The organism is Acidovorax sp. ST3, assembly GCF_003231145.1.
In the GTDB taxonomy this organism is placed as follows: Bacteria; Pseudomonadota; Gammaproteobacteria; order Burkholderiales; family Burkholderiaceae_C; genus Acidovorax.
On sequence record NZ_QKVP01000004.1, the window covers coordinates 636,167 to 656,446 of the forward strand.

A 20,280-nucleotide genomic window follows, 5' to 3' on the forward strand; every position below is an offset into this window, starting at 1 on the left:
TGAGTGTTTTTCTGACACTGCAGGTCTTCCCGGTTCGGTTGCGAACCATTTTCTGCATACATCTTGTTGGAGAAACAACACCATGTCTTCTGTGTCTGAAACATCCCCGGTCTCCGCCCCTTCATCGCCTGGTCGCCCGCTGGCGGGCAAGGTCGCGCTTGTCACCGGCGGCGCGCGCGGCATTGGCGCGGCCATCGTGCGGCGTCTGGCGCGCGACGGGGCGGCCGTGGCCTTCACCTACAGCAGCTCCGCAGCGCCCGCGCAGGCGCTGGTGGCGGACATTGCGGCGAGCGGCGGCAAGGCCCTGGCCCTGCAGGCCGACAGCGCCGATGCCGTTGCCCTCACGCAGGCGGTGGACCGCGCCGCGCGCGAGCTCGGCCGCCTGGATATCCTCGTGAACAACGCGGGCGTCGCCATCGCGGGTGAAATCGGCAGCTTTGCGCTGGCCGACTTTGACCACACGCTCAACGTCAACGTGCGCGCCGTGTTCGTGGCCACCCAGGCCGCCGTGCGCCACATGGGACAAGGCGGTGCCTATGGCCGCGTGATCACCATCGGCAGCACCAACTCCGACCGCGTGCCATGGGCCGGATTTAGCGTGTACGGCATGAGCAAGGCCGCCATCGTGGGCCTGACCAAGGGCCTGGCGCGCGACCTGGGCCCGCGTGGCATCACGGTGAACAACGTGCAGCCCGGCCCCGTGAACACCGACATGAACCCCGCCGACGGCCCCATGGCGGGCGACATGCACGGCCTGATGGCCCTGAGCCGCCATGCCCACCCCGATGAGATCGCGGGCATGGTGGCGTATCTGGCCGGCCCGGAATCGGGCATGGTGACGGGGGCGAGCTTGTTGATCGACGGCGGGTTTGCGGCTTGAGGGAGGTCAGCACGGCGCTCACTGCGGGGGCTTTCGCGCCCGGGGCTTTTTCTGTACAGCCGGGCCGTGGGCCGCCAGCTCTTTGGGCGTGAGCAGGTAAGCGGGGTTGTTGGCGACCATCTCCACCGCCAGGTCGATGAAGGCCCGCACGCGCGCTGGCAGCGCCGTGCGGCTGCCGTAGTACACGTAGAGCGCCAGGTGCTGCGGCACATGCTGGGGCAGCAGCGGCACCAGCTGGCCGCTGCGCACCAGCGGCGCGGCCGTCACGCCCACCAGCTGGCCCACCGCGTGGCCGCCCAGCACCGCACGGGCCTCCACCTCGATGTCGTTGGTGCAGAACGTGGGGTGGATGGTGCGCGCCACGATGTCGTCGCCCACCTGGAACTCCCAGGGCATGGGCTTGCCGGTGGACGCATGGCGAAAGCCGCTGCAGCGGTGCTGCGCCAGGTCGTCGATGCTGGCCGGCGCACCGTGGCGTGCGATGTAGGCGGGCGCGGCGCACACGATGAGCTGCAGCGTGAGCAGCCGCCGCGCCACCACGCCACCCTCGGGCGGGTAGCCCGAGCGGAAGCCGACATCCACGCGGTCTTCCACCCAGTTGCCGATGCGGTCGTCCAGCTGCACATCGGGCTCCACCAGCGGGTGGCGGCGGCAGAACTCGTCGAGCACCGGCCAGATCACCTCCAGCAGGATGGAGCGTGGCGCCACGATGCGCAGTGGCCCCGCCATCTCCTCACGCCCGCGCCGTGCGCCCTGCACCGCCTGCTGCAGTGTGGCCAGGCCCGGCTGTGCGGAGGCCAGGAACTGCCGCCCTTCTTCGGTGAGGCTCAGGCTGCGCGTGGTGCGGTGGAACAGCCGCACGCCCAGGTGCGATTCGAGCTGCACCAGCAATTGACTGGACGCCTGTGGCGTGATGCCCTGCGCGGCCGCCGCCTGGCGCAGGCTGCCCAGCTCGGCGGCCTTGGCAAAGTTGGCGATGGCGCGCAGTTCATTGATGGCCATGGTGGGCAGGCATTTTGCGAGGCAGCTGCGTGGTGGATTGGCAAGCGTTGCTTGTGAATGAATCCAGAGATTATGGGCTAGTCGCATGGCAATGGCATGCCTAAAGTCCACCGCCATGGGCACCGCCCATTGCTCAACGCCACCTCAAGGACCTGTCATGACTTCCACCACAGCCATTACCACCCATTCCTCGTATTCCCGCGTCTGGATGATCACCGGCGCCTCGCGCGGCATCGGCGCGCGCATTGCCGAGGTCGCGCTGGCCCAGGGCGATGCCGTGGTCGCCACGTCGCGCGATGCCGCCTCGGTCGAAAAGCGCTTGGGCGCACACGATGCCCTGCTGCCCCTGGCGCTGGACGTGACCGACGAGGCCCAGGCTCGCCATGCCGTGGGCGCGGCGCTCGACCGCTTTGGCCACATCGACGTGCTGGTCAACAACGCGGGCTATGGCCTGCTGGGCGCGGTCGAAGAAGCTACCGCCGACGAGGTGCTGCGCCTGTACGACACCAACGTGTTCGGCCTGCTGCATGTGACCCGCGCCGTGCTGCCCGCCATGCGCGCGCGCCACGCCGGGCACGTGATCAACATCTCGTCGCTGGGCGGCGTACAGTCGGCCGCCGGGTTCGGCCTGTATTGCTCCACCAAGTTCGCGGTCGAGGGCATCACCGAGGCGCTGCATGCCGAGCTGGCGCCGCTGGGCATCCACGCCACGGTGGTGGAGCCGGGGTACTTCCGCACCGAGTTTCTGGACAGAGCCTCGCTGGCCGTTTCGCCCCGCGTGCTGGACGACTACGCGTCCAGCGCCGGTGCCGTACGCGAAGCAGCGCGCCGCATCAACCTGAAGCAGCCCGGCGACCCGGTGCGCCTGGCCCAGGCCGTGATGCAGCTGGTGGCCAGCCCCACGCCACCGCTGCGCCTGCCGCTGGGCACCGACACGCTGCAAACCATTGCCGACAAACATGCTTTTGTGGCGAAAGAGACGGCGCAGTGGCGTGCGGTGGCGGCGTCCACGGACTTCCCGGTGCAGGAAGCAGCACTCCAGATGGCGTGAGTTAGCGCTCCTGCTTTGGTAGCTGATAGCGCATAACCATCAGGCGCCAGGGGCTGTTTTGGCTTCAATTTTTAGCCTGGGTGCCGGGTGGCTGCCTATGCTCATACCAGCCGCGCAAACTCCATCACCCAGTTCACCTCCCAGGTCGCGCCGCCGTCGTCCGAAAACGCCTGCTGCCAGCGCGGCGCGCCCGTGTGCATCTGCGACCACTCGAAGCGCACGCGCACCGGGCGGCCCTCGAACAGCTCCTCGCCTTCAAACAGGCCCACGCCACCCTGAAAGCCACCCACCACGGGCGGCGGCAGCAGGCCTGTGGCTGGGTCCAGGCCGCCCGTGAAGTTGTCCAGCCAGTAGATGCTCCAGCGCCGCGTCACGGGGTTGAACACCCGCAGTGCCATGCCCACGTAGCCGGGATTCCAGGCCAACGGTGTGAAGGTGTCGAAGTTGCCGATGCCACCGGGCAATGGATGGGCGGTGCCCGTGGCATCAAACACCTCCCAGTCGTGGCAGCCCGCGAGCCTGCGCACCAGCCGCGTGTTGCGAATGCGCCAAGGGCCCATGAGGAAGTCGAAGTCGCGCGCAGCGCTGGGCGCCACGGTGGGCGACGGGATGGGAATGAGGCGGGCTGGGGTGGACATGGTGGGGCTCCGGGGTGGTTGGTGCGTCAGGGTGAGAGGTGTGCGGGTGCGTCACGCATGCAGCGCCGAGCGCGCGGTCGGCTGCAGGCGCAGCACCTCGGGCGCTGCCGCCAGCCAGGGGGCGAGACCGGGCGCCACGTCGCGCGCCCAAGCGCCGCTGTCGGCAAACGACTGCAACGCAGCCTCGTCGCCAAACAGGGCCAGGCCCACCAGCACGGGTTCGCCTTCGCGCACCGGCAGGCGGGCAAAGGTGTTGGGACTTTGCTCGGTGCAGAACCAGGCGAGCTGGCGCGCACCGCCGCGCAGCAGTGTGGGCACCATGCGGTGGCGGCAGAAGTCCAGCAACTGGGGTGTGGCGGGCTCCCGCAACGGGAACACGGTGATCTGCAGGACGCCGGCGGCTGCACCCTGCGCGCCAGGCTGCGGCCGCGCGTGCTGCGGAAGGCCGGCCGTGGCGCCGGGCCAGGCCGGGCGAAGCAGGTGCACGTTGTCCGAATCGATCATGGTTGCATTGGCGGCGTGGCGGTGCGCTGCCCACACGGGTCCGCCATAAAAGCCCTCCAGCGCGCGGTGGCGCGCCGGCATGTCGGCAAAGCCACGCAGCCAGACGAACTGGTCGGGCCGGTCCAGGTCGCGGAACTGGCCCAGCACGCGCATGCCCTGCGCCTCCTGGGTTTCCACAAACTCCCGGTCAAACAGGTTGATGAGCACCTCGCGCTGCTGGGGGTGCAAGGTGTATTGGCGCAGTTCGACGATGGCGTGGGGATCTGTGGTGCGCATGGGGGCTCCGGAAAGATGGGGCAAGAAGGCAAAGACAGAGCGGCAGTGTGTGCCGCTATACCTGCCAACCCATGGCAGGTATTTGCGCTATCTTTGGCCTTCCGTCTTTTTGCACCACCCCTGCCAAAGCCCATGCGCGCCAGCCGTTTGTTGTCACTCCAGATGCTGCTGGAAACGCGCGGCCGCATGAGCGCGCAGGCATTGGCCGAGGCGCTGGAGGTGTCGGTGCGCACGCTGTACCGCGACGTGGACCAGCTCAGCGCTGCAGGCGTGCCCATTTATGCCGAGCGCGGGCGCAACGGGGGTTTTGCGCTGTTGCCGGGCTGGAAGACCACGCTCACGGGCCTCACGCCGTCGGAGGCGCAGGCCGTGTTCTTGAGTGGCCTGCCCGGCCCTGCGCAGGACCTGGGTCTGGGCGGCGATGTCGCGGGCGCGCGTCTGAAGCTGCTGGCCGCACTGCCCGCCGCCTGGCGCGACGACGCGCAGCGTGTCAGCACCCGCCTGCACCTGGACCCGGTGGACTGGTACCGCGAGAGCGACCCCACACCGCACCTGCCCACCGTGGCGGCCGCCGTGTGGAGCGGCCACCAGATCACCCTGCGCTACGAGGGCTGGGCGCGCACGGCAGAGCGCACCGTGAGCCCGCTGGGCCTGGTGCTGAAAGCGGGCGTGTGGTACCTGGTGGCTTTGCCTATGGGAGCCGACGCGCGCGGGCCACGCACCTACCGGGTGTCGAACATCCTCGCGGCCACGACGCTCGACCAACCGGCCAAGCGCCCCGCACGCTTTGACCTGCCCGGCTACTGGGCTGCGTCGATCCGGCGTTTTGAGTCAGGCCTGTACACGGGCGAGGCCACACTGCTGGCCACACCCGAAGGGCTGCGGGGCCTGCGCGCGCTCAGCAGCGCGGTGGCGCGTGCGGTGGCTGCCGCTCCACCGTCGCGCCGCAAGGATGGCCGCACGTCCGTGACGATCCCCATCGAATCGGTGGAGCATGCCTGCGGGCAGCTGATGCGGCTGTCGCCGCAGGTGGAAGTGTTGCGGCCCGTGGCGTTGCGCCGCGCGCTGGTGGCGCGGGTGCAGGCCACAGCGCGGCTGTACGGCGCGCTGTAGCGGTGCCCTGACTAAGCGGCGGTCAGCGCCTTGGGGAACGGAGCCCGAACGCCCAGGGGCTGCATCTTCACGGCGCCTGGCCGCTGCTGGGGCGGGCGCTGCACATCTGCCACGGTGCGCACGGGCTCTTCCACGCGGAACACCGCCACCGATTCCACCAGGCCATGGGCCTGCTGGTTCAGTGTGTGGGCGGCGGCTGCCATCTGTTCCACCAGCGCTGCGTTTTGCTGGGTGGACTGGTCGAGCTCGGCCACTGCGTTGCCGATCTGCCCGATGCCTGCGCTCTGTTCGCGCGTGGCGGCGCTGATTTCACCGATCAGATCGGCCACGCGGTTCACCTCGCCCACGATCTCGGTCATGGCGGAGCCAGCGGTGTGTGCCAGTGCCGACCCTGTCTCCACCTTCTCCACGCTGGCCTCGATGAGCGACTTGATTTCCTTGGCCGCTTGCGCGCTGCGCTGGGCCAGCGTGCGCACTTCGCTCGCCACCACGGCAAAGCCCCGGCCCTGCTCTCCGGCACGGGCGGCTTCCACGGCAGCGTTCAGCGCCAGGATGTTGGTCTGGAACGCAATGCTGTCGATCACGCCGATGATGTCGCCAATGCGGCGTGAGCTGGTGGTGATGTCGTCCATGGTGCTGACCACCTGCGCCACCACCGTGCCGCCGTGTTCTGCGGCCGCGCGCGCGGCCGATGCAAGCTGGGCCGCTTGTTGCGCGGTGTCGGCGTTCTGCTGCACCGTGGCGGTCATTTCTTCCATGGAGGCTGCGCTTTGCTGCAGGTTGCCGGACTGCTGCTCGGTGCGGTGCGAGAGGTCTGCATTGCCCGTCGCAATCTCCTGAGAGCCCGCCTCAATGGTCGTGGCCGATGCGCGCACGCGCCCCACGATGCTGGCCAGCGCGACCTGCATGTCCCCCAGCGACGCGAGCACACTGTCGGCGGGCGCCGTGGCGCTGCCGGACACGGTGCCCAGGTCGCCCGACGCAACGCGCCGTGCTGCCGCGCTGAGCTGCACCGGGTCTGCGCCCAGAGACCGCATGAGACTGCGGTTGATGAGCGCAGCCAGCGCCGTGGCCGCCAGGATCGACACCACGGTGGCCAGGATGAGCAGGAGGCGCTTGTTGCCGAACTTTTCGGCCGCGTGGCTGATTTCCTGGTCTGCGGAGGCCGCCACGGCTTGCGTGTAGGCGGACGTGGTGCTGATCAGCTGCTTGAGCAGTGGCTGGCATTCGGCATTCATCTTGGCGATCGCCTCGTCCTTCTTGCCGTCCCGTGCCAGGCCCACGATGGCCAGCGCCACGGGCCCGTAGCTGCGCTCGATGGTTTGCAGTTGCTCGAACAGCTCGCGCTCCCTTGCGGGCACCTGTGCGGCGTTGGCCACGGCCTGGCGCAGTTCTGCCATCTTGGTCTGCACGCGCTCGTGCGCGGCCGTCACGGCCAAGGTCTCTGCCTGCAGGTCTGCCGCGCTGGTCAGCAGGATCAGGTTGCGGGCCGCAATGGCGCGTGCATTGGCGGCTGCCTGGATGTCGCGCGCCAGGCCACCCCGGTGGAATTCATTGCCCACGAAGCGCTGGAAGTCTTCGCGCGCGTCGCCCAGGCTGCGCAGCGACAGGAGGGCAACGGCGATCAATATCGCGATCAATACAGAAAAGGCAAACGCCAGCTTTTGGGTGACGGTTTTTTGGTGGAAAGCCATGGAAAGTCCGGGTGGGTGTCATGCACGGCCGAGGTGCCGTCTGACCGGCTGGCAAACGGGTGCCAGCCAGAGGATGGGTGATGCGCGCAGTGCGTTGTAACCATGCGTATCAATTTGTGAATTGTCGGTCACAAAGCGCCACGGCCGTGTAGGCCAAGTTCGACAACCTGCGCCGCTACAGGGAATCCGTCCTTGTTACAAATCAGCGAATGGGTATCCGTGCTAGGGAACGAAAGGTGGGCCACCCCGGCCCGCCCACGTGTATGCGCGCCGGAGTGGGGCGACCGATACCGCTGGCAACGGAGCCGCGAGCCAGGGCCATGCAGAGGCTGTGGGTGGGGCCTGGTGAGGCCGCGCGCTTACAGCCCCCGTTCCACCATATCCAGCAGGCGCTGGCCCAGCAGATCCAGCATCTGCTGGGGCGTGCCGCGCAGCGGCCCGTCGATGGCGAGCAGCGCCATGCCGTGCACGGTGGACCAGGCCAGGTATTCGGCGCCCGGGCGGCGCGCGGGCGGCAGGGCGCCAGCGGTCACCAGGTCGTCCAGTGCAGCGCTCAGGTGCTGGAAGGGGTTGAGCCCTGTGGCGCCGCCCATGGCCGGGTCGGGCGTTTGCTGCACCGTGAAGCGGCCGCCGAAAGCGGTGCGAAAGAGCCCGGTCTCGGCGTGCGCGAACCGCAGGTAGCCCGCACCCACGGCGCGCACCTTGGCATGGGCCCGCTCGGCGGGCGTGCCAGTGGTGGGCACCAGGGCCAGCTCGGCCTCCATCGACCGCGCGGCGGCTGCCACAGCCGCGGCGCGCACGGCACCCAGCAGGTCGTCGCGGTTGGCGAAATGGCGGTAGGCCGCATTGGGCGCCACCCCCGCACGGCGCGTGGCCTCGCGCAGCACCACGGCATCGGGCCCGCCCTGGCGCGCCAGTTCAATGCCCGCGTCCAGCAGCGCGCGGTGCAAATCCCCGTGGCGATAGGTGCTGCGTGCGGCAGGTGTGCGGGAGGGGGCGGCCTTGTTGCGGGTGCTTACGGTCATGGATCGTTTGGATGTGGACACTGTCCATTATCTTTGCTATTGTTTGTGGACGGTGTTCACAATTGCGCGTCGAGGTGTTCACTGGCCCGCCAACCCTCCCGAGGAGATCCCATGAAAGTCGAGTCCTACCTGATGTTCGAAGGCCGCTGCGATGAAGCGCTGGAGTTCTACCGCCGCGCCCTAGGCGCCCAAGTCACCATGCTCATGCGCTACAAGGACAACCCCGAGCCTGCCGCTGGCGAGGGCTGCGCCGATGGCAGCGGACCGGGCCCCAAGCCCGAGATGGTCATGCACGCCTCGTTCACCGTGGGCGACACGCAGATCATGGCGTCGGACGGCATGGGCTCGGGCCACGCCAGCTTCCAGGGCATCTCGCTGGCGCTGAGCCCCGCCAATGCGGCCGATGCCCAACGCTATTTCGATGCGCTGGCCGATGGCGGCAAGGTGCAGATGCCGCTCACCAAGACCTTTTTCTCGCAGGCGTTTGGCATGGTGGCTGACCGCTTTGGCGTGCCCTGGATGGTGGTGGCCCCTGAATGAGTGCAACCGCCATCACCCCCACCGACTCCCCCACAGGAACCCGCATGCTCGCTCTCTATGGCCACCCTTTTTCGTCCTACACCCAGAAGGTGCTGACCGCGCTGTACGAGAACGGGACACCGTTCGAACTGCTCAATCTTGACCCCGCAGAGCCCGTCAGCCATTCCGCCGACTGGTTGCGCCACTGGCCGCTGGCGAAGTTTCCGGTGCTGGTGGACGGTGACCACACGGTGGTGGAAAGCAGCATCGTGATCGAGCACCTGCAGCTCGCGCACCCGGGGCCTGTGCCGCTGATTCCCTCCGACCCCCGGGCGGCACTGGACGTGCGCTTCATGGACCGCTTCTTTGACCTGCACGTGATGGCCCCGGTGCAGCACGCGGTCAACGCCGCGCTGACCGGCAACGCCGAGCGCAAGGCAGAGGGCGTGGCCTGGGCTGCGGAGAAGCTGGAGAAAGCCTACGCCTGGCTGGAGGGCATGTGGGCAGGGCGTACCTGGGCGGCGGGCGAGCCGTTCTCGCTGGCCGACTGCGCGGCGGCGCCCTCGCTGTTCTATGCCGACTGGACGCACCCCATCGCGGCCACCTACCCGCAGCTGCGCGCGTACCGTGCCCGGCTGCTAGCACGCCCCTCGTTTGCACGCGCGGTGGAGGGCGGGCGCCCCTACCGCCATTACTTTCCGCTCGGTGCGCCCGACCGCGACTGAGCGCGCGCCCACCACGTCACCAGGAGACCCCCATGATGAACCCCGAACCCCACGCCATGCACCGCTGGCTGCAGCAGCTGCTGGGCAACTGGACCTGCGAGTCGCTGGCCGACATGGGCCCAGGCGAACCCCCCGCGCAAAGCCGGGGCACCGAGCAAGTGCGCGCGCTGGGCAGCCTGTGGGTGCTGTGCGAAGGGGCGGGCTCCATGCCCGGCGGGGGTGGTGAGGCCCGCATGCTGATGACGCTGGGCTACGACCCGGACCGGCAGGCGTTTGTCGGCACCTGGGTGGGCTCGATGATGACGCATATGTGGGTGTACCGTGGCACGCTGGATGCCGACCAGAAGGTGCTGACGCTGGAGACCGAAGGCCCCAGCTTCAAGGCCGACGGCGCCACCATGCGCTACCGGGACGTGATCACCGTCATCAGCGCCAACGAGCGCACGCTCACCTCGTTCGGCCAGCAGCCGGACGGCAGCTGGAAGCAGTTCATGCAAGCCAAGTACACGCGAACCCCATGAGCCGCTGCGCGGCTTCCCCCTGGAGGGGGACGCACACGGTGGACTGGCCAAGCCAGCTCCACAGGCGCACTGGCATGGCACTCCGCCAGTCGCAAGCGCAACGCGCGTGACACACTGCGCTGTCCGTCTCTTCTGATTTCCGCTGTCCCATGACCCTCCGCATCGAAGGCCGCGCACGCTGGCCCGCACTCATTCTGCTGTGCCTCGGCGAACTCATGATCGTGCTCGACACCACCATCGTGAACGTCGCGCTGCCCAGCATCAAGGCCGACCTGGGCTTCACCGAAACGTCGCTGGTGTGGGTGGTCAACGCCTACATGCTGACCTTTGGCGGCTGCCTGCTGCTGGGTGGGCGCCTGGGCGATCTGTACGGCCACCGGCGGCTGTTCCTGGCGGGCATCACGCTGTTCACCATCGCATCGCTGGCCTGCGGGCTGGCCAATACGCAGGGGCTGCTGGTGGCGGCGCGCGCGGTGCAGGGCGTGGGCGGCGCGGTGGTGTCGGCCGTGGCGCTGTCGCTCATCATGAATCTGTTCACCGAGCCCGGCGAGCGTGCGCGCGCCATGGGCGTCTACGGCTTTGTGTGCGCCGGTGGCGGCAGCATTGGCGTGCTGCTGGGCGGGGTGCTCACCAGCGCGTTGAGCTGGCACTGGATCTTTCTGGTCAACATTCCCGTGGGCGTGGCCATCTACCTAGCCTGTCTGGCGCTGCTGCCGGGCGGCAAGGGCCAGGCCCACGGGCAGCGGCTGGACGTGGCGGGCGCCCTCACCATCACCGCGTCGCTGATGCTCGCGGTGTACGCCATCGTCAACGGCAACGCGGCCGGGTGGACCTCGCTGCAGTCGCTGGGGCTGCTGGGGGCTGCGGCGGCACTGCTGGCGGCGTTTTTGTTCATCGAGTCGCATGTGGCTGCGCCGCTGGTGCCACTGCCGCTGTTGCGGCTGCGCAATTTGGCCATCTCCAACGTGGTGGGCGTGCTGTGGGCGGCGTCGATGTTTGCGTGGTTCTTTCTGTCGGCGCTTTACATGCAGCTGGTGCTGGGCTACGACGCCATGCAGGTGGGCCTGGCGTTCCTGCCGTCCAACCTCATCATGGCGGGCTGCTCGCTGGGGCTGTCGGCCTGGGTGGTGATGCGTTTTGGCATTTGCCGCACGCTGGGCTGGGGGCTGCTGCTGGCGGCGGTGGGTCTGGCCCTGTTTGCGCTCGCGCCCACCGAGGGGCGGTTTGTGATCCACGTGCTGCCCGGCATGGTGCTGCTGGGCGTGGGCGCCGGCATTGCGCTCAACCCGCTGCTGCTGGCCGCCATGGGCGATGTGAAGCCCGAAGACTCGGGGCTGGCCTCGGGGGTGGTCAACACCGCGTTCATGATGGGCGGCGCGCTGGGCCTTGCCATTCTGGCCAGCCTGGCCGATGCGCGCACCGACCACCTGCGCGAGGCCGGGGCCAGCGTGCAGCAGGCGCTCAATGCAGGCTACCAGCTGGCGTTCTGGGTGTCGGCCGTGTGCTCGCTGGTGGCCGCCGTGCTGGGTGGTTTCGTGTTGCGCCCGGCACCACCACCGTCCGCCGCCGCGCCTTCCCACGCGGGTGCCGTGTGAGGAGATAGGGTGCTATTTAATTGATAGCAGTTCAGGCATATTCCACTAGCGCATGCAGTCATTTTTGCCTGAAATGGTGACGAAACTGTGTGCGCACGCTGTGCGGCACTGTCCTGTATGCCGCACCGCACTGTTCCACCCAGCGCACTTCTGAAAGCGGCCTCTGGCCTTATCTTTGGCAGGCGTGCTGCCCGATAGCCGGTGGCGCAAACCCAAGGAGTCCTTGATGTCGTCCTCCCCCACCGTGTCTTCGTCTGCCGCCAGCCTGCCCGTCGTGCAGGCCCAGGCGCTGGGTCCGCTGTGGCCCACGATGGACCCGTTCCTGTTCTGCGCCCACCATGACGACGCCTATCCCGCAGGCAATGGCGCATTTGCGCCCGCCGTGTCGCTGGAGGGCCGCCAGATCGGCAGCGACTTCAGCCGCAAGGACGGCTGGAGCATGTACCACGGCGACACGGTGCCCGGCTTTCCGGGCCACCCGCACCGGGGCTTTGAAACCGTCACCCTCGTGCGCAAGGGCCTCATCGACCATTCCGACTCGCTGGGCGCCGCCGCGCGTTTTGGCGGGGGCGATGTGCAGTGGGTCACGGCTGGCAAGGGCATCGTGCATTCGGAGATGTTCCCGCTGCTCAACGCCACCGAGCCCAACCCGCTGGAGCTGTTCCAGATCTGGCTGAACCTGCCCGCGAAGAACAAGATGGTGGAGCCGCACTTCACCATGCTGTGGAACGAGCGCATTCCGCGCCTGGTCCACCACGACGACGCAGGCCGTGCCACCACGGTGACGGTGGTGGCGGGCGCCCTGCCCGGCGCGCCCGCGCCGCTGGCGCCGCCACCCGAGTCCTGGGCTTCGCAGCCCGAGGGCGATGTGGCTATCTGGACGCTGCGCATGGACCCCGGCGCGCAGTGGACGCTGCCCGCCGCGCGCGGCCAGGGCACGCGCCGCATGCTGTACTTCTTTGTGGGCGACAGCCTGCGCGTGGGCCCGCAGGACGTGGGCCAGCACGCCGCGCTGGAGCTGGTGGCCGGGCAGGACTGGCAGCTGACCAACACCGGCGCCACGCCGCTGGAATGCCTGCTGCTGCAAGGCCAGCCCATCGCCGAGCCCGTGGCGCAGTACGGCCCGTTCGTGATGAACACGCAGGCCGAGATCATGCAGGCCATGAACGACTACCGCCGCACCCAGTTTGGCGGCTGGCCCTGGCCTGACCAGGACCCGGTGCATGGCACAGAGGCGCGGCGTTTTGCACGCTACCCCGGCCAGACGGAGGAAGAGCGCCCGGCCGAGGCCCCGGTGGGCGCCTAGGGCTGCTCAGCCAGCCCCGAACGAGGCGCACGGCATGCCACCGGGCGCCTCGTGGACAATCCGGGGTTTCGTTCTGACCCGCGCGGCGGCTGGCGGCACAGCCCTATCCGTCTCGCGCTGATTCTTCATCGCGCAGAAAGTGCAAGACGCCTATGGCCACCACCATCACCAAAGACTCCGCCGTCACCATCACGTACAAGGTCACCACCCCCCAGGGCAAGCCGCTGGATGCGGGGCACCTGTCGTACCTGCACGGCGGCTACGAAAACATCTTCCCCAAGGTCGAGGCCGCACTCGATGGCCAGGCCGTGGGCTTCAGCACCACGCTGCAACTGGCGGTGGAAGACGCCTTTGGCGCGCGCGATGAAAGCCTGGTGCGCACCATCCCCAAAAGCGAGTTCCCGCCCGGCGTGAAGGTCGGCGGCCAACTGCAGGGCGTGGGCAACGACGGCCAGCCCGCCGTGTTCAACGTGGTCAAGATCAAGGGCCCCGAAGTGCACCTGGACGGCAACCACCCGCTGGCAGGCCAGGCGTTGACCTTCAGCTGCAAGGTGACCGAAGTGCGCGCCGCCAGCCCCGAAGAAATCGCGCACCGCCATGTGCACGGCGCGCACGGCCACCACCATTGATGGCAGCTCGCCAGCCTGAGGCTGGCGGCGCATGCAGACCTTGGAAGTCCAGGCCTCTGCCCAGCGGGCAGGGGCGGATGCTTAGGCACAAAAAAAGCCCGCATTGCGGGCTTTTTTTGTGGGGCACAGCCTCGTGAATTACTTGGCGGCTTCAGGCTTGGCGGCGTCGGCCTTTTTCTCTGCCGCTGCCTTGGTCTTCTTGGCCTTTGTCTTCTTCGCCGCCTTCTTTTCGGCAGGGGCCGATGCGGGGGCTGCGGCGGGCATTGCTGCAGGCTTGGCCTCGGCGGCTGGGGCTGCTGGGGTGGCGGGCGCGGCCGGTGTGGCAGGGGTCGCTGGCGCAGCGGCCTTCGCGGGCGCTGCTGGTGTTGCGGGAGCCGCAGGGGCCTGGGCAAACGATGCGGTCACAAAGAAACCAGCGAGCAGGGCAGCGAGGAGCTTGTTCATGAGAAATCCTTTCAGATCGGATAACCGCCCGACACAGCGTCGGACTTAGCTATGCAACGGCCCTCGCCGGTGGCGCGATGACAGGTTACGAAGTCATTGGCAACAAGGCGTTACCGCGCCCCAGGCCACGTCCGTTCAGCACCGGCTCCTTGCCCAGGCGCTCGCGCGCCCATTCCACAAACGCGCGCACCTTGGCCGGGGCCCGCCGCCCTGCGGGGTACACGATGTGCACGGGCACAGGGGGCAGTTCGTGCTCGGCGAGCACGATGCGCAGCCGCCCGGCGCGCAGGCTGGCTGCGGCCTGGTAAGCGAGGCAACGGGTCAGGCCGATGCCCGCCTCTGCGGCGGCAATGTCCACCTCGTTGCTGTTGCTGATCCAGGTGAACTGCGGCTGGCCGGTGGCGCCATCGCGAAACTTCCAGGGCGCTGGCGTGCGTGCGTCAAACGCGAAGCCGATGGCGCGGTGGTTGCTCAGGTCTGCAGGGTGGCGTGGCCTGCCATGTTGCGCCAGGTAGGCGGGAGACGCCACCACCAGGCGGCGCAGCGCGCCCACCTGCACCGCAGTGAGGCCCGAGTCGGGCAGGGGCGCGATGCGGATAGCCACGTCCATGCCTTCATCGAGCAAATGCACCAGCCGGTTGACGAACAGCGTGCGCACCTGCACGCGCGGCTGGGCCTGCAAGAAGCCCTGCACGATGGGCGCCACATGCTGGATGCCGAACATTTGCGGCGCGGTGACGGACAGCAGGCCCTGGGCCTCGGCCTGTGCACCGCTGGCGGCCTGCTCGGCCTCGTGCAGGTCGTTCAGGATGGGGCGGCAGTCTTGCAAGAAGCGCTCGCCCGCCTCGGTCAGCCGCACCATGCGCGTGCTGCGCTGGAACAGCAGCACACCCAGCCGCGCCTCCAGCGCCGCAATGGCGCGCGTGACGGCCGTAGCCGAGCAGCCCAGCCGTCGCCCCGCCACGGCAAAGCCGCCCGCATCGGCCACGGTCACAAAACAGCGCAGGGTGTCGAGATAGTCCATGCGACGAATTATTGCGAAAGCCGCAATTATGAAAAGCGGAGGCTGGTGATTCACATCGCAGTTTGCAATAGCTATCGTCGAGCCATCTTCCCTTTCACCCACCGACGAGGCTCCTCCATGTTCCCCACCACCCCGCTCCAGCTCTACCGCATGCCCATCTCGGGCCACTGCCACCGTGTGGAGCTGATGCTGTCCCTGCTCGGGCTGCCCTATGAACTGATCGATGTGAACCTGCTGCGCGGCGAACACCAGCGCGCGGAGTTTCTGGCACTTAACCCGCTGGGCCAGGTGCCCGTGCTGGTGGACGCTGGCCAGGTGCTGAGCGACAGCAATGGCATCCTGGTGTACCTGGTGCAGCGCTACGCCCCCGGCAGTGCCTGGCTGCCGCAAGACGCCGTGGGGCAGGCGCAGCTGCAGCGCTGGTTCAGCCTGGCGGCAGGCTTTCTGGCGCCGGGCATTGCCGGGCCCCGGTTTGCCACATTGACGGGCCGTGCCGTGAACGATGTCGCGCAGGCCACCGGCAAGCGCCTGCTCGCCTTCATGGAAGAGGAGCTGCAGGGGCGTGCCTGGTTGCTCGGGGGCTCGGCGCCCAGCCTGGCGGATGTGGCCATGGTCAGCTACACCTCGCAGGCGCATCTGGCGGGGCTGCCGCTGGAGGCCTACCCGCGCATTGCGGCCTGGGTGGCGCGCATGCAGGCCTTGCCGGGGTACCCGGTGCTGGCTGACCAGCTGCCCACGGCCGAGCAGGTGGCGGCATGACAACCGCCGAGATCGCTGCATCGGTTGCAGTGCCGGTGCCGCCCGAGGCATTCCACCCCGGCGAGCAGGCGCTGCAGGCGCGCGTGGGGGTGCGCGAGCGCATGGCGGCCGTGGGGGCCATGGTGCTGCGCGACCACATGCCCGACCAGCACCGCGAGCTGTTTGAAAAGCTGCCCACCTTGCTGCTGGGGGCTTTGGATGACCAAGGCCAGCCGTGGGCCACCATGCTTGCCGGCCCGCCCGGGTTTGTGCACACCCCCGATGCGCAGCACATGCAGATCGCGACTGCGCCGGATTCCAAGGACCCGGTGCTCACACACCTGGCGCCAGGCGCGGCCGTGGGCGTGCTGGGGCTGGAGCCGCACACGCGGCGGCGCAACCGCATGAACGGGCGGGTGACCGCATTTGGCGACGATGGCCTGGGCGTGCAGGTGGTGCAGAGCTTTGGCAACTGCCCCAAGTACATCCAGGCTCGCGAGCCCGGCCTGCGCGCAGCGCTGGTTGCCCCGGGCCCGACGCAGTGGCTGGGCGCCGAGCTGGGCGACGCTGCCATCACGCGTGTGCAGCGGGCCGACACGCTGTTCATCGCCAGTGCCTCGGCGCAGCGCCCCGGCGCCGGGCACAGCGAAGGCGTGGATGTATCGCACCGGGGCGGCGAGCCGGGCTTTGTGCAGGTGGCGCAGACACCGGGTGGGGTGGTGCTGAGCCTGCCTGACTACCCGGGCAACCAGTTCTTCAACACCCTGGGCAACCTCGCATTGCACCCGCTGGCAGGCTTGCTGGTGGTGGACTATGAAGAGGGCGGCTTGTTGCACATTGCAGCGCACGCCGAGGTGCTGTGGGACCGCGCAGCGCGTGCCGCCTGGCCTGGCGCACAGCGCGTGTTGCGCCTCACGGTGCTGCGCGCCCTGTGGCGGCCGCAGGTGTTGCCGTGGCGCTGGACACCGGCGGTGTCGGCCCCTCAGTTCCGGGTGATGCGCGAGGCGGCGCTGGGGTGAGTGGAGCCCGTCCCTGCGGCCGGCTGCGAGCGCGGCGGTGATGCTGCGATGCGCCTGCGCGGCACGGTGGCCTCGGCCTCCACCATCTTTGCGCTGCGCTCGTGCGCGGTCTGCGCCAGCTCGGTGATGAGCGCGGCCTCGGGCAGGTTGTGCCAGTAGCGTGTGGGCATTTCCTTTTTCATCATGGCTAGCTTGAGCCGCGCGGGGTTGAAGATGTGGCGGTAGTAAGTGAGCCACAGCGCCTCGCCCGCGTCGGGCAGCGGCGCGTCGCTGCGCTGCGCGCCGGGGCCAGTGTGCAGTTGCTGGCCGTCCCAGCGCACGCTGGCGTCGGGCGTGAGGATGGCCCAGCGCATCTGCGTGAAGCGGCGGATGAAGAAGCCCGCATTGGCCTCGGTGATGTAGTGGTCGGGCTCGAACCAGGCCATGTGCAGGGTCTGCCCATCGGGTTCCACCACGGGCCGAAAGCGCACAAAGGCGTGCATCTTGTGCATGTCGCGCCGCACGGCGCGGACCATGTGGTGGGCCAACATGCGGTCCGCGTCCAGCGGGTCGTGCCGCGCGGCTTCGGCCTCCGCGCCGCCCTGGGCCATGCGCCACAGCAGGCGGTACATCAGCGCAAGGCGGGCGGGGTCGCGGTGCAGGATGAGCTGCTCGCACAGGTGCACAAAGTCGGGGGGGACGCGCAGCGTGGGCGCATCGGGGGCTGGCGGTGGCAGGGCGTTGTGGCCGTGGGGCTCTGGCGCAAACAGGTCTTCAGCGGCATCGGCCTGGCAGCGCCAGTCCACGGTCTGCGGTGGCACCTGGGCTTGCACCAGGGCGCGTGCGGCGGTGCGAAACCCGGGCCAGTCGGTGGGGTGCTCCAGCGTGATGGTGTGGCGCTGCATGGTGTCAGAACAAGCTGCGTTGCAGGGGTGGAGGTGCCAGTTGCGCAGCCAAATCAGCAGCCTCCAAAGCACGGCCGGGGCGGTAGTCGGCCGCCTCCACAAACGGCAGCACTTTCTTGAGCGGCACATGCAGCCGCGCCAGGTCCGCATGCCGCAGGCGGCGCACGCGGCGGGCGGCCAGCAGGCGGTCCACCGTCTGCACGCCAAAGCCGGGCACGCGCAGCAGCAGTTCGCGCGGGGCGGTGTTGAGGTTGACCGGAAAGCGCTCGCGGTGCGCCAGCGCCCAGGCCAGCTTGGGGTCCACATCGAGTGCCAGCATGCCGGCCTGGCTGCCTGGGTTGCCTTGGCTGGGCGGCACGATTTCGTCGTGGGTGAAACCGTAAAAGCGCATCAGCCAGTCGGCCTGGTAGAGCCGGTGCTCGCGCACGGTGGGCGGCGCAGCCAGCGGCAGGGCGCGCGCCGCATCGGGAATGGGGCTGAAGGCCGAGTAGTACACCCGCCGCAGCCGGTGCGTGCCATACAGCCGCGCGCTGGTGGCGAGGATGGTGCGGTCGTCCGTCGCATCGGCTCCCACGATCATCTGCGTGCTCTGCCCGCCGGGCGCAAACAGCGGCGCGCTGGCCCGGCGCGTGGTGCGCGATTGCGGCATGGACACGATGGCCTGCGCGGCCTGCTCCTTGCGGGCGGCGCGTGATTCGCCGATGTGCACGGCCATGCGGGCCATCGATCGGTCGATGGCGGCGCTGTCCTTCTCAGGCGCCAGGGCGGTGAGGCCCTCGGCCGTGGGCAGTTCGATGTTGATGGACAGCCGGTCGGCATAGCGGCCGGCGCGCTGCATCAGCTCGGGCGATGCGTCGGGTATGGTTTTGAGGTGGATGTAGCCGCGAAAGTCGTGCTCTTCGCGCAGCACGCGGGCCACTTCCACGACCTGCTCCATGGTGTAGTCGGGGCTCTGGATGATGCCGCTGGAGAGGAACAGCCCTTCAATGCAATTGCGGCGGTAGAAATCGAGCGTGAGCTGCACCACCTCATCCACCGTGAAGCGCGCGCGGGGCACGTTGCTGGTCACGCGGTTCACGCAGTACAGGCAGTCGTACTGGCAGAAGTTGGTGAGCAACACCTTGAGCAGCGAGATGCAGCGCCCGTCCGGCGCGTAGCTGTGGCAAATGCCCATGCCTTCGGTCGAGCCCATGCCCCGCCCTCCCACCGAATCGCGCGGCGCGGCGCCGCTTGACGCGCAGGAGGCGTCGTACTTGGCTGCGTCGGCCAGGATGGCGAGTTTGGACTGTAAATTCACTGGATGAATTTACAGTATTTCAAATGCCTGACACCAGCTTGGGGAAAATTCAGGAGCAATGATTGCTCCTGAAATAATAGCTGTTTGCGCTTGTGGAACAAGCGCTAGAGGCCAAAATGCCTGAAATCGCGGCGGTCAGACGGCTTCCAGCGCCATCACCGCCGTCGCCGTGTTTGAAATCGGGATGTGGTAGTTGCTGTGCACCCGCCGCACGCCCGCGCTGGCGGTGGCCAGCGCCCCGCGCATGGCCAGCCACATCAGCAGCTCCACGCCCTGGGTGCCGGTCTTTTCCACCAGTTCGTGCACGCTGAACTGCGTGGCCCATTCGGGGTTGGTGGCGAGGCTCTCGATGAACTGCAGGTCAAACGCCTTGTTGATGAAGCCTGCGCGCTCGCCGTCGAGCTGGTGCGACAGGCCGCCAGAAGCGATCACCGCCACCTTCTTGTTGCTGTCCCAGCTCTGGATGGCCTGGCCCACGGCCTTGCCCAGCGCGTAGCAGCGCCTGGCCGAGGGCAGCGGAAACTGCACGGTGTTGATGCACACGGGCACCACCGCCACGGGGCAATCGCCGTCGGGCCAGAAGAGCTTGAGCGGCAGCGTGCAGGCGTGGTCCACCAGCATCTCCTGGCAGGTGGTGACGTCAAACTCCTGATCGATCAGCGTGTTGATGAGGTGCCAGGACAGGTCCACCTCACCCGGGAAGGGTGGCAGTGTGGGGATGCCCCAGCCCTCGTCCGCGTTGTTGTATTCGGCCGCCGCGCCCACCGCAAAGGTGGGCATCTTGTCGAGGAAGAAGTTCAAGCCGTGGTCGTTGTAGAACATGACCACCACGTCCGGCTTCTTCTCGCCCAGCCACTGGCGGATGGGCGGAAAGCCGTCGAAGAAGGGCTTCCAGTAAGGCTCGTTCTGCAGGCCCTTGTGGATGGCGTTGCCGATGGCTGGGATGTGCGAGGTGCCGAGGCCGCCGATGAGTTGTGCCATGGGTTTGTCTCCTTATTGGCCCGCTGCGACCAGCTTGGCCTTGAATTCGTCTTTGGTCATGCCCGTCTGCTGTGCGCCGATGTCCTGCATGTCCAGTTGGAAGATGCCCGCGAACTTGGCCAGGTAGTAGGCGTTGCCGCCCGCAGCAATCAGCTGCAGCACGTTCTTGGCGCGGATGGCGGCAGCCTGCTGTTCGTTCAGGCCGTACTTGCGCATGTACGCCTCTTCGTCGGCCAGAAAGGCCTTGCGATTGGCCTCGTCGTTGAACGAGAAGCACATCTTGTTCAGCGCATAGCCCTTGCGGGCCTGGTCGCCATCGAACGGCGTGGTGCCGGGGATCGGGGGCAGTGTGGAAGGCATGGAAGTCTCCGGGGCTTGATGTAAGTCAGCCCGCAGTGTCGCGATGCCATTGCCA

General features: G+C 68.2%; 22 protein-coding genes. 11 read left to right on the top strand and 11 right to left on the bottom strand.

Going from position 1 to position 20,280, the window contains the following annotated elements; all coding sequences use genetic code 11:
- The first annotated feature begins 82 nt into the window (after positions 1 to 82).
- A complete protein-coding gene (locus DNK89_RS15560; protein WP_110960826.1) occupies positions 83 to 880 on the top strand; it encodes an SDR family oxidoreductase in 798 nt (265 codons plus the stop codon).
- Between the two features lie 18 nt (positions 881 to 898).
- On the opposite strand, the gene DNK89_RS15565 is transcribed toward DNK89_RS15560, so the two are convergent.
- Positions 899 to 1,882, bottom strand: coding sequence for a LysR family transcriptional regulator (locus DNK89_RS15565; RefSeq protein ID WP_110960827.1), 984 nt, complete (start codon positions 1,880 to 1,882; stop codon positions 899 to 901).
- Positions 1,883 to 2,039: 157 nt separating this feature from the next.
- Here DNK89_RS15565 and DNK89_RS15570 point away from each other — a divergent pair, with 157 nt between their 5' ends.
- On the top strand, positions 2,040 to 2,933 hold the full coding sequence (locus tag DNK89_RS15570) for an oxidoreductase (protein WP_110960828.1): 894 nt from the start codon (positions 2,040 to 2,042) through the stop codon (positions 2,931 to 2,933).
- A 101-nt stretch (positions 2,934 to 3,034) separates the two neighbouring features.
- On the opposite strand, the gene DNK89_RS15575 is transcribed toward DNK89_RS15570, so the two are convergent.
- Complete coding sequence (locus DNK89_RS15575) at positions 3,035 to 3,571, bottom strand: hypothetical protein (protein ID WP_110960829.1); 537 nt, start codon at positions 3,569 to 3,571, stop codon at positions 3,035 to 3,037.
- Between the two features lie 51 nt (positions 3,572 to 3,622).
- The gene (locus DNK89_RS15580) at positions 3,623 to 4,351 is read right to left on the bottom strand and encodes an NIPSNAP family protein (protein ID WP_110960830.1); all 729 of its coding nucleotides are present in this window, start codon (positions 4,349 to 4,351) and stop codon (positions 3,623 to 3,625) included.
- Positions 4,352 to 4,483: 132 nt separating this feature from the next.
- On the opposite strand from DNK89_RS15580, the gene DNK89_RS15585 reads away from it, so the two are divergent.
- Positions 4,484 to 5,464 carry a YafY family protein gene (locus DNK89_RS15585; RefSeq protein WP_110960831.1) on the top strand — a complete coding sequence of 327 codons (981 nt, stop codon included), beginning with the start codon at positions 4,484 to 4,486 and terminating at the stop codon, positions 5,462 to 5,464.
- A gap of 11 nt (positions 5,465 to 5,475) precedes the next feature.
- Here DNK89_RS15585 and DNK89_RS24965 read toward each other — a convergent pair whose 3' ends face one another.
- Positions 5,476 to 7,158: a methyl-accepting chemotaxis protein gene (locus tag DNK89_RS24965; RefSeq protein ID WP_110960832.1), complete on the bottom strand. Its 1,683-nt coding sequence runs from the start codon at positions 7,156 to 7,158 to the stop codon at positions 5,476 to 5,478.
- 359 nt (positions 7,159 to 7,517) lie between these two features.
- A complete protein-coding gene (locus DNK89_RS15595; protein ID WP_110960833.1) occupies positions 7,518 to 8,183 on the bottom strand; it encodes a TetR/AcrR family transcriptional regulator in 666 nt (221 codons plus the stop codon).
- 111 nt (positions 8,184 to 8,294) lie between these two features.
- Here DNK89_RS15595 and DNK89_RS15600 point away from each other — a divergent pair, with 111 nt between their 5' ends.
- From DNK89_RS15600 to DNK89_RS15625, 6 genes are all read left to right on the top strand, one after another.
- Entirely contained in the window at positions 8,295 to 8,723 is a 429-nt protein-coding gene (locus tag DNK89_RS15600; RefSeq protein ID WP_110960834.1) for a VOC family protein, read from the top strand.
- Between the two features lie 44 nt (positions 8,724 to 8,767).
- Positions 8,768 to 9,427 (top strand): glutathione S-transferase family protein, encoded by a 660-nt coding sequence (locus DNK89_RS15605; protein WP_110960835.1) that lies wholly within the window; start codon positions 8,768 to 8,770, stop codon positions 9,425 to 9,427.
- 32 nt (positions 9,428 to 9,459) lie between these two features.
- Entirely contained in the window at positions 9,460 to 9,948 is a 489-nt protein-coding gene (locus DNK89_RS15610) for a DUF1579 domain-containing protein (protein WP_110960836.1), read from the top strand.
- Between the two features lie 149 nt (positions 9,949 to 10,097).
- On the top strand, positions 10,098 to 11,543 hold the full coding sequence (locus DNK89_RS15615) for an MFS transporter (protein ID WP_110960837.1): 1,446 nt from the start codon (positions 10,098 to 10,100) through the stop codon (positions 11,541 to 11,543).
- Positions 11,544 to 11,769: 226 nt separating this feature from the next.
- Positions 11,770 to 12,849: a pirin family protein gene (locus DNK89_RS15620; RefSeq protein ID WP_110960952.1), complete on the top strand. Its 1,080-nt coding sequence runs from the start codon at positions 11,770 to 11,772 to the stop codon at positions 12,847 to 12,849.
- Between the two features lie 152 nt (positions 12,850 to 13,001).
- The gene (locus DNK89_RS15625) at positions 13,002 to 13,478 is read left to right on the top strand and encodes a peptidylprolyl isomerase (protein ID WP_060985498.1); all 477 of its coding nucleotides are present in this window, start codon (positions 13,002 to 13,004) and stop codon (positions 13,476 to 13,478) included.
- Positions 13,479 to 13,616: 138 nt separating this feature from the next.
- On the opposite strand, the gene DNK89_RS15630 is transcribed toward DNK89_RS15625, so the two are convergent.
- Both DNK89_RS15630 and DNK89_RS15635 read right to left on the bottom strand, forming a co-directional pair.
- Positions 13,617 to 13,922 carry a hypothetical protein gene (locus DNK89_RS15630; protein WP_015016202.1) on the bottom strand — a complete coding sequence of 102 codons (306 nt, stop codon included), beginning with the start codon at positions 13,920 to 13,922 and terminating at the stop codon, positions 13,617 to 13,619.
- 85 nt (positions 13,923 to 14,007) lie between these two features.
- Positions 14,008 to 14,946, bottom strand: a complete 939-nt coding sequence (locus DNK89_RS15635; RefSeq protein ID WP_110960838.1) for a LysR family transcriptional regulator — start codon at positions 14,944 to 14,946, stop codon at positions 14,008 to 14,010.
- Between the two features lie 117 nt (positions 14,947 to 15,063).
- Here DNK89_RS15635 and DNK89_RS15640 point away from each other — a divergent pair, with 117 nt between their 5' ends.
- A complete protein-coding gene (locus DNK89_RS15640) occupies positions 15,064 to 15,705 on the top strand; it encodes a glutathione S-transferase family protein (protein ID WP_110960839.1) in 642 nt (213 codons plus the stop codon).
- A complete protein-coding gene (locus DNK89_RS15645) occupies positions 15,702 to 16,703 on the top strand; it encodes a pyridoxamine 5'-phosphate oxidase family protein (protein WP_110960840.1) in 1,002 nt (333 codons plus the stop codon). The genes DNK89_RS15640 and DNK89_RS15645 overlap by 4 nt, the downstream gene beginning before the upstream one ends.
- Here DNK89_RS15645 and DNK89_RS15650 read toward each other — a convergent pair.
- The 4 genes from DNK89_RS15650 to DNK89_RS15665 form a co-directional block, all read right to left on the bottom strand.
- Positions 16,667 to 17,587: a TIGR03915 family putative DNA repair protein gene (locus tag DNK89_RS15650; RefSeq protein WP_015016198.1), complete on the bottom strand. Its 921-nt coding sequence runs from the start codon at positions 17,585 to 17,587 to the stop codon at positions 16,667 to 16,669. The two genes, DNK89_RS15645 and DNK89_RS15650, sit on opposite strands and share 37 nt — an antisense overlap.
- 4 nt (positions 17,588 to 17,591) lie before the next feature.
- On the bottom strand, positions 17,592 to 18,884 hold the full coding sequence (locus DNK89_RS15655; RefSeq protein WP_110960841.1) for a putative DNA modification/repair radical SAM protein: 1,293 nt from the start codon (positions 18,882 to 18,884) through the stop codon (positions 17,592 to 17,594).
- A 135-nt stretch (positions 18,885 to 19,019) separates the two neighbouring features.
- Positions 19,020 to 19,865 (bottom strand): class III extradiol dioxygenase family protein, encoded by an 846-nt coding sequence (locus DNK89_RS15660; RefSeq protein ID WP_110960842.1) that lies wholly within the window; start codon positions 19,863 to 19,865, stop codon positions 19,020 to 19,022.
- 12 nt (positions 19,866 to 19,877) lie between these two features.
- Positions 19,878 to 20,225, bottom strand: a complete 348-nt coding sequence (locus DNK89_RS15665; protein WP_110960953.1) for a protocatechuate 4,5-dioxygenase subunit alpha — start codon at positions 20,223 to 20,225, stop codon at positions 19,878 to 19,880.
- Positions 20,226 to 20,280: the final 55 nt, after the last annotated feature.

What these genes read in the sequence shown, in the direction of transcription:
- DNK89_RS15610 (WP_110960836.1), top strand. Translation starts at nt 9,460, where the DNA reads ATGATGAACCCCGAACCCCACGCCATGCACCGCTGGCTGCAGCAGCTG.
- DNK89_RS15625 (WP_060985498.1), top strand. Translation starts at nt 13,002, where the DNA reads ATGGCCACCACCATCACCAAAGACTCCGCCGTCACCATCACGTACAAG.
- DNK89_RS15580 (WP_110960830.1), bottom strand. Translation starts at nt 4,351, where the DNA reads ATGCGCACCACAGATCCCCACGCCATCGTCGAACTGCGCCAATACACC.
- DNK89_RS15620 (WP_110960952.1), top strand. Translation starts at nt 11,770, where the DNA reads ATGTCGTCCTCCCCCACCGTGTCTTCGTCTGCCGCCAGCCTGCCCGTC.
- DNK89_RS15665 (WP_110960953.1), bottom strand. Translation starts at nt 20,225, where the DNA reads ATGCCTTCCACACTGCCCCCGATCCCCGGCACCACGCCGTTCGATGGC.
- DNK89_RS15595 (WP_110960833.1), bottom strand. Translation starts at nt 8,183, where the DNA reads ATGACCGTAAGCACCCGCAACAAGGCCGCCCCCTCCCGCACACCTGCC.
- DNK89_RS15640 (WP_110960839.1), top strand. Translation starts at nt 15,064, where the DNA reads ATGTTCCCCACCACCCCGCTCCAGCTCTACCGCATGCCCATCTCGGGC.
- DNK89_RS15645 (WP_110960840.1), top strand. Translation starts at nt 15,702, where the DNA reads ATGACAACCGCCGAGATCGCTGCATCGGTTGCAGTGCCGGTGCCGCCC.
- DNK89_RS15660 (WP_110960842.1), bottom strand. Translation starts at nt 19,865, where the DNA reads ATGGCACAACTCATCGGCGGCCTCGGCACCTCGCACATCCCAGCCATC.
- DNK89_RS15650 (WP_015016198.1), bottom strand. Translation starts at nt 17,587, where the DNA reads ATGCAGCGCCACACCATCACGCTGGAGCACCCCACCGACTGGCCCGGG.
- DNK89_RS15635 (WP_110960838.1), bottom strand. Translation starts at nt 14,946, where the DNA reads ATGGACTATCTCGACACCCTGCGCTGTTTTGTGACCGTGGCCGATGCG.
- DNK89_RS15560 (WP_110960826.1), top strand. Translation starts at nt 83, where the DNA reads ATGTCTTCTGTGTCTGAAACATCCCCGGTCTCCGCCCCTTCATCGCCT.
- DNK89_RS15605 (WP_110960835.1), top strand. Translation starts at nt 8,768, where the DNA reads ATGCTCGCTCTCTATGGCCACCCTTTTTCGTCCTACACCCAGAAGGTG.
- DNK89_RS15600 (WP_110960834.1), top strand. Translation starts at nt 8,295, where the DNA reads ATGAAAGTCGAGTCCTACCTGATGTTCGAAGGCCGCTGCGATGAAGCG.
- DNK89_RS15565 (WP_110960827.1), bottom strand. Translation starts at nt 1,882, where the DNA reads ATGGCCATCAATGAACTGCGCGCCATCGCCAACTTTGCCAAGGCCGCC.
- DNK89_RS15570 (WP_110960828.1), top strand. Translation starts at nt 2,040, where the DNA reads ATGACTTCCACCACAGCCATTACCACCCATTCCTCGTATTCCCGCGTC.
- DNK89_RS15615 (WP_110960837.1), top strand. Translation starts at nt 10,098, where the DNA reads ATGACCCTCCGCATCGAAGGCCGCGCACGCTGGCCCGCACTCATTCTG.
- DNK89_RS15630 (WP_015016202.1), bottom strand. Translation starts at nt 13,922, where the DNA reads ATGAACAAGCTCCTCGCTGCCCTGCTCGCTGGTTTCTTTGTGACCGCA.
- DNK89_RS15575 (WP_110960829.1), bottom strand. Translation starts at nt 3,571, where the DNA reads ATGTCCACCCCAGCCCGCCTCATTCCCATCCCGTCGCCCACCGTGGCG.
- DNK89_RS15585 (WP_110960831.1), top strand. Translation starts at nt 4,484, where the DNA reads ATGCGCGCCAGCCGTTTGTTGTCACTCCAGATGCTGCTGGAAACGCGC.
- DNK89_RS24965 (WP_110960832.1), bottom strand. Translation starts at nt 7,158, where the DNA reads ATGGCTTTCCACCAAAAAACCGTCACCCAAAAGCTGGCGTTTGCCTTT.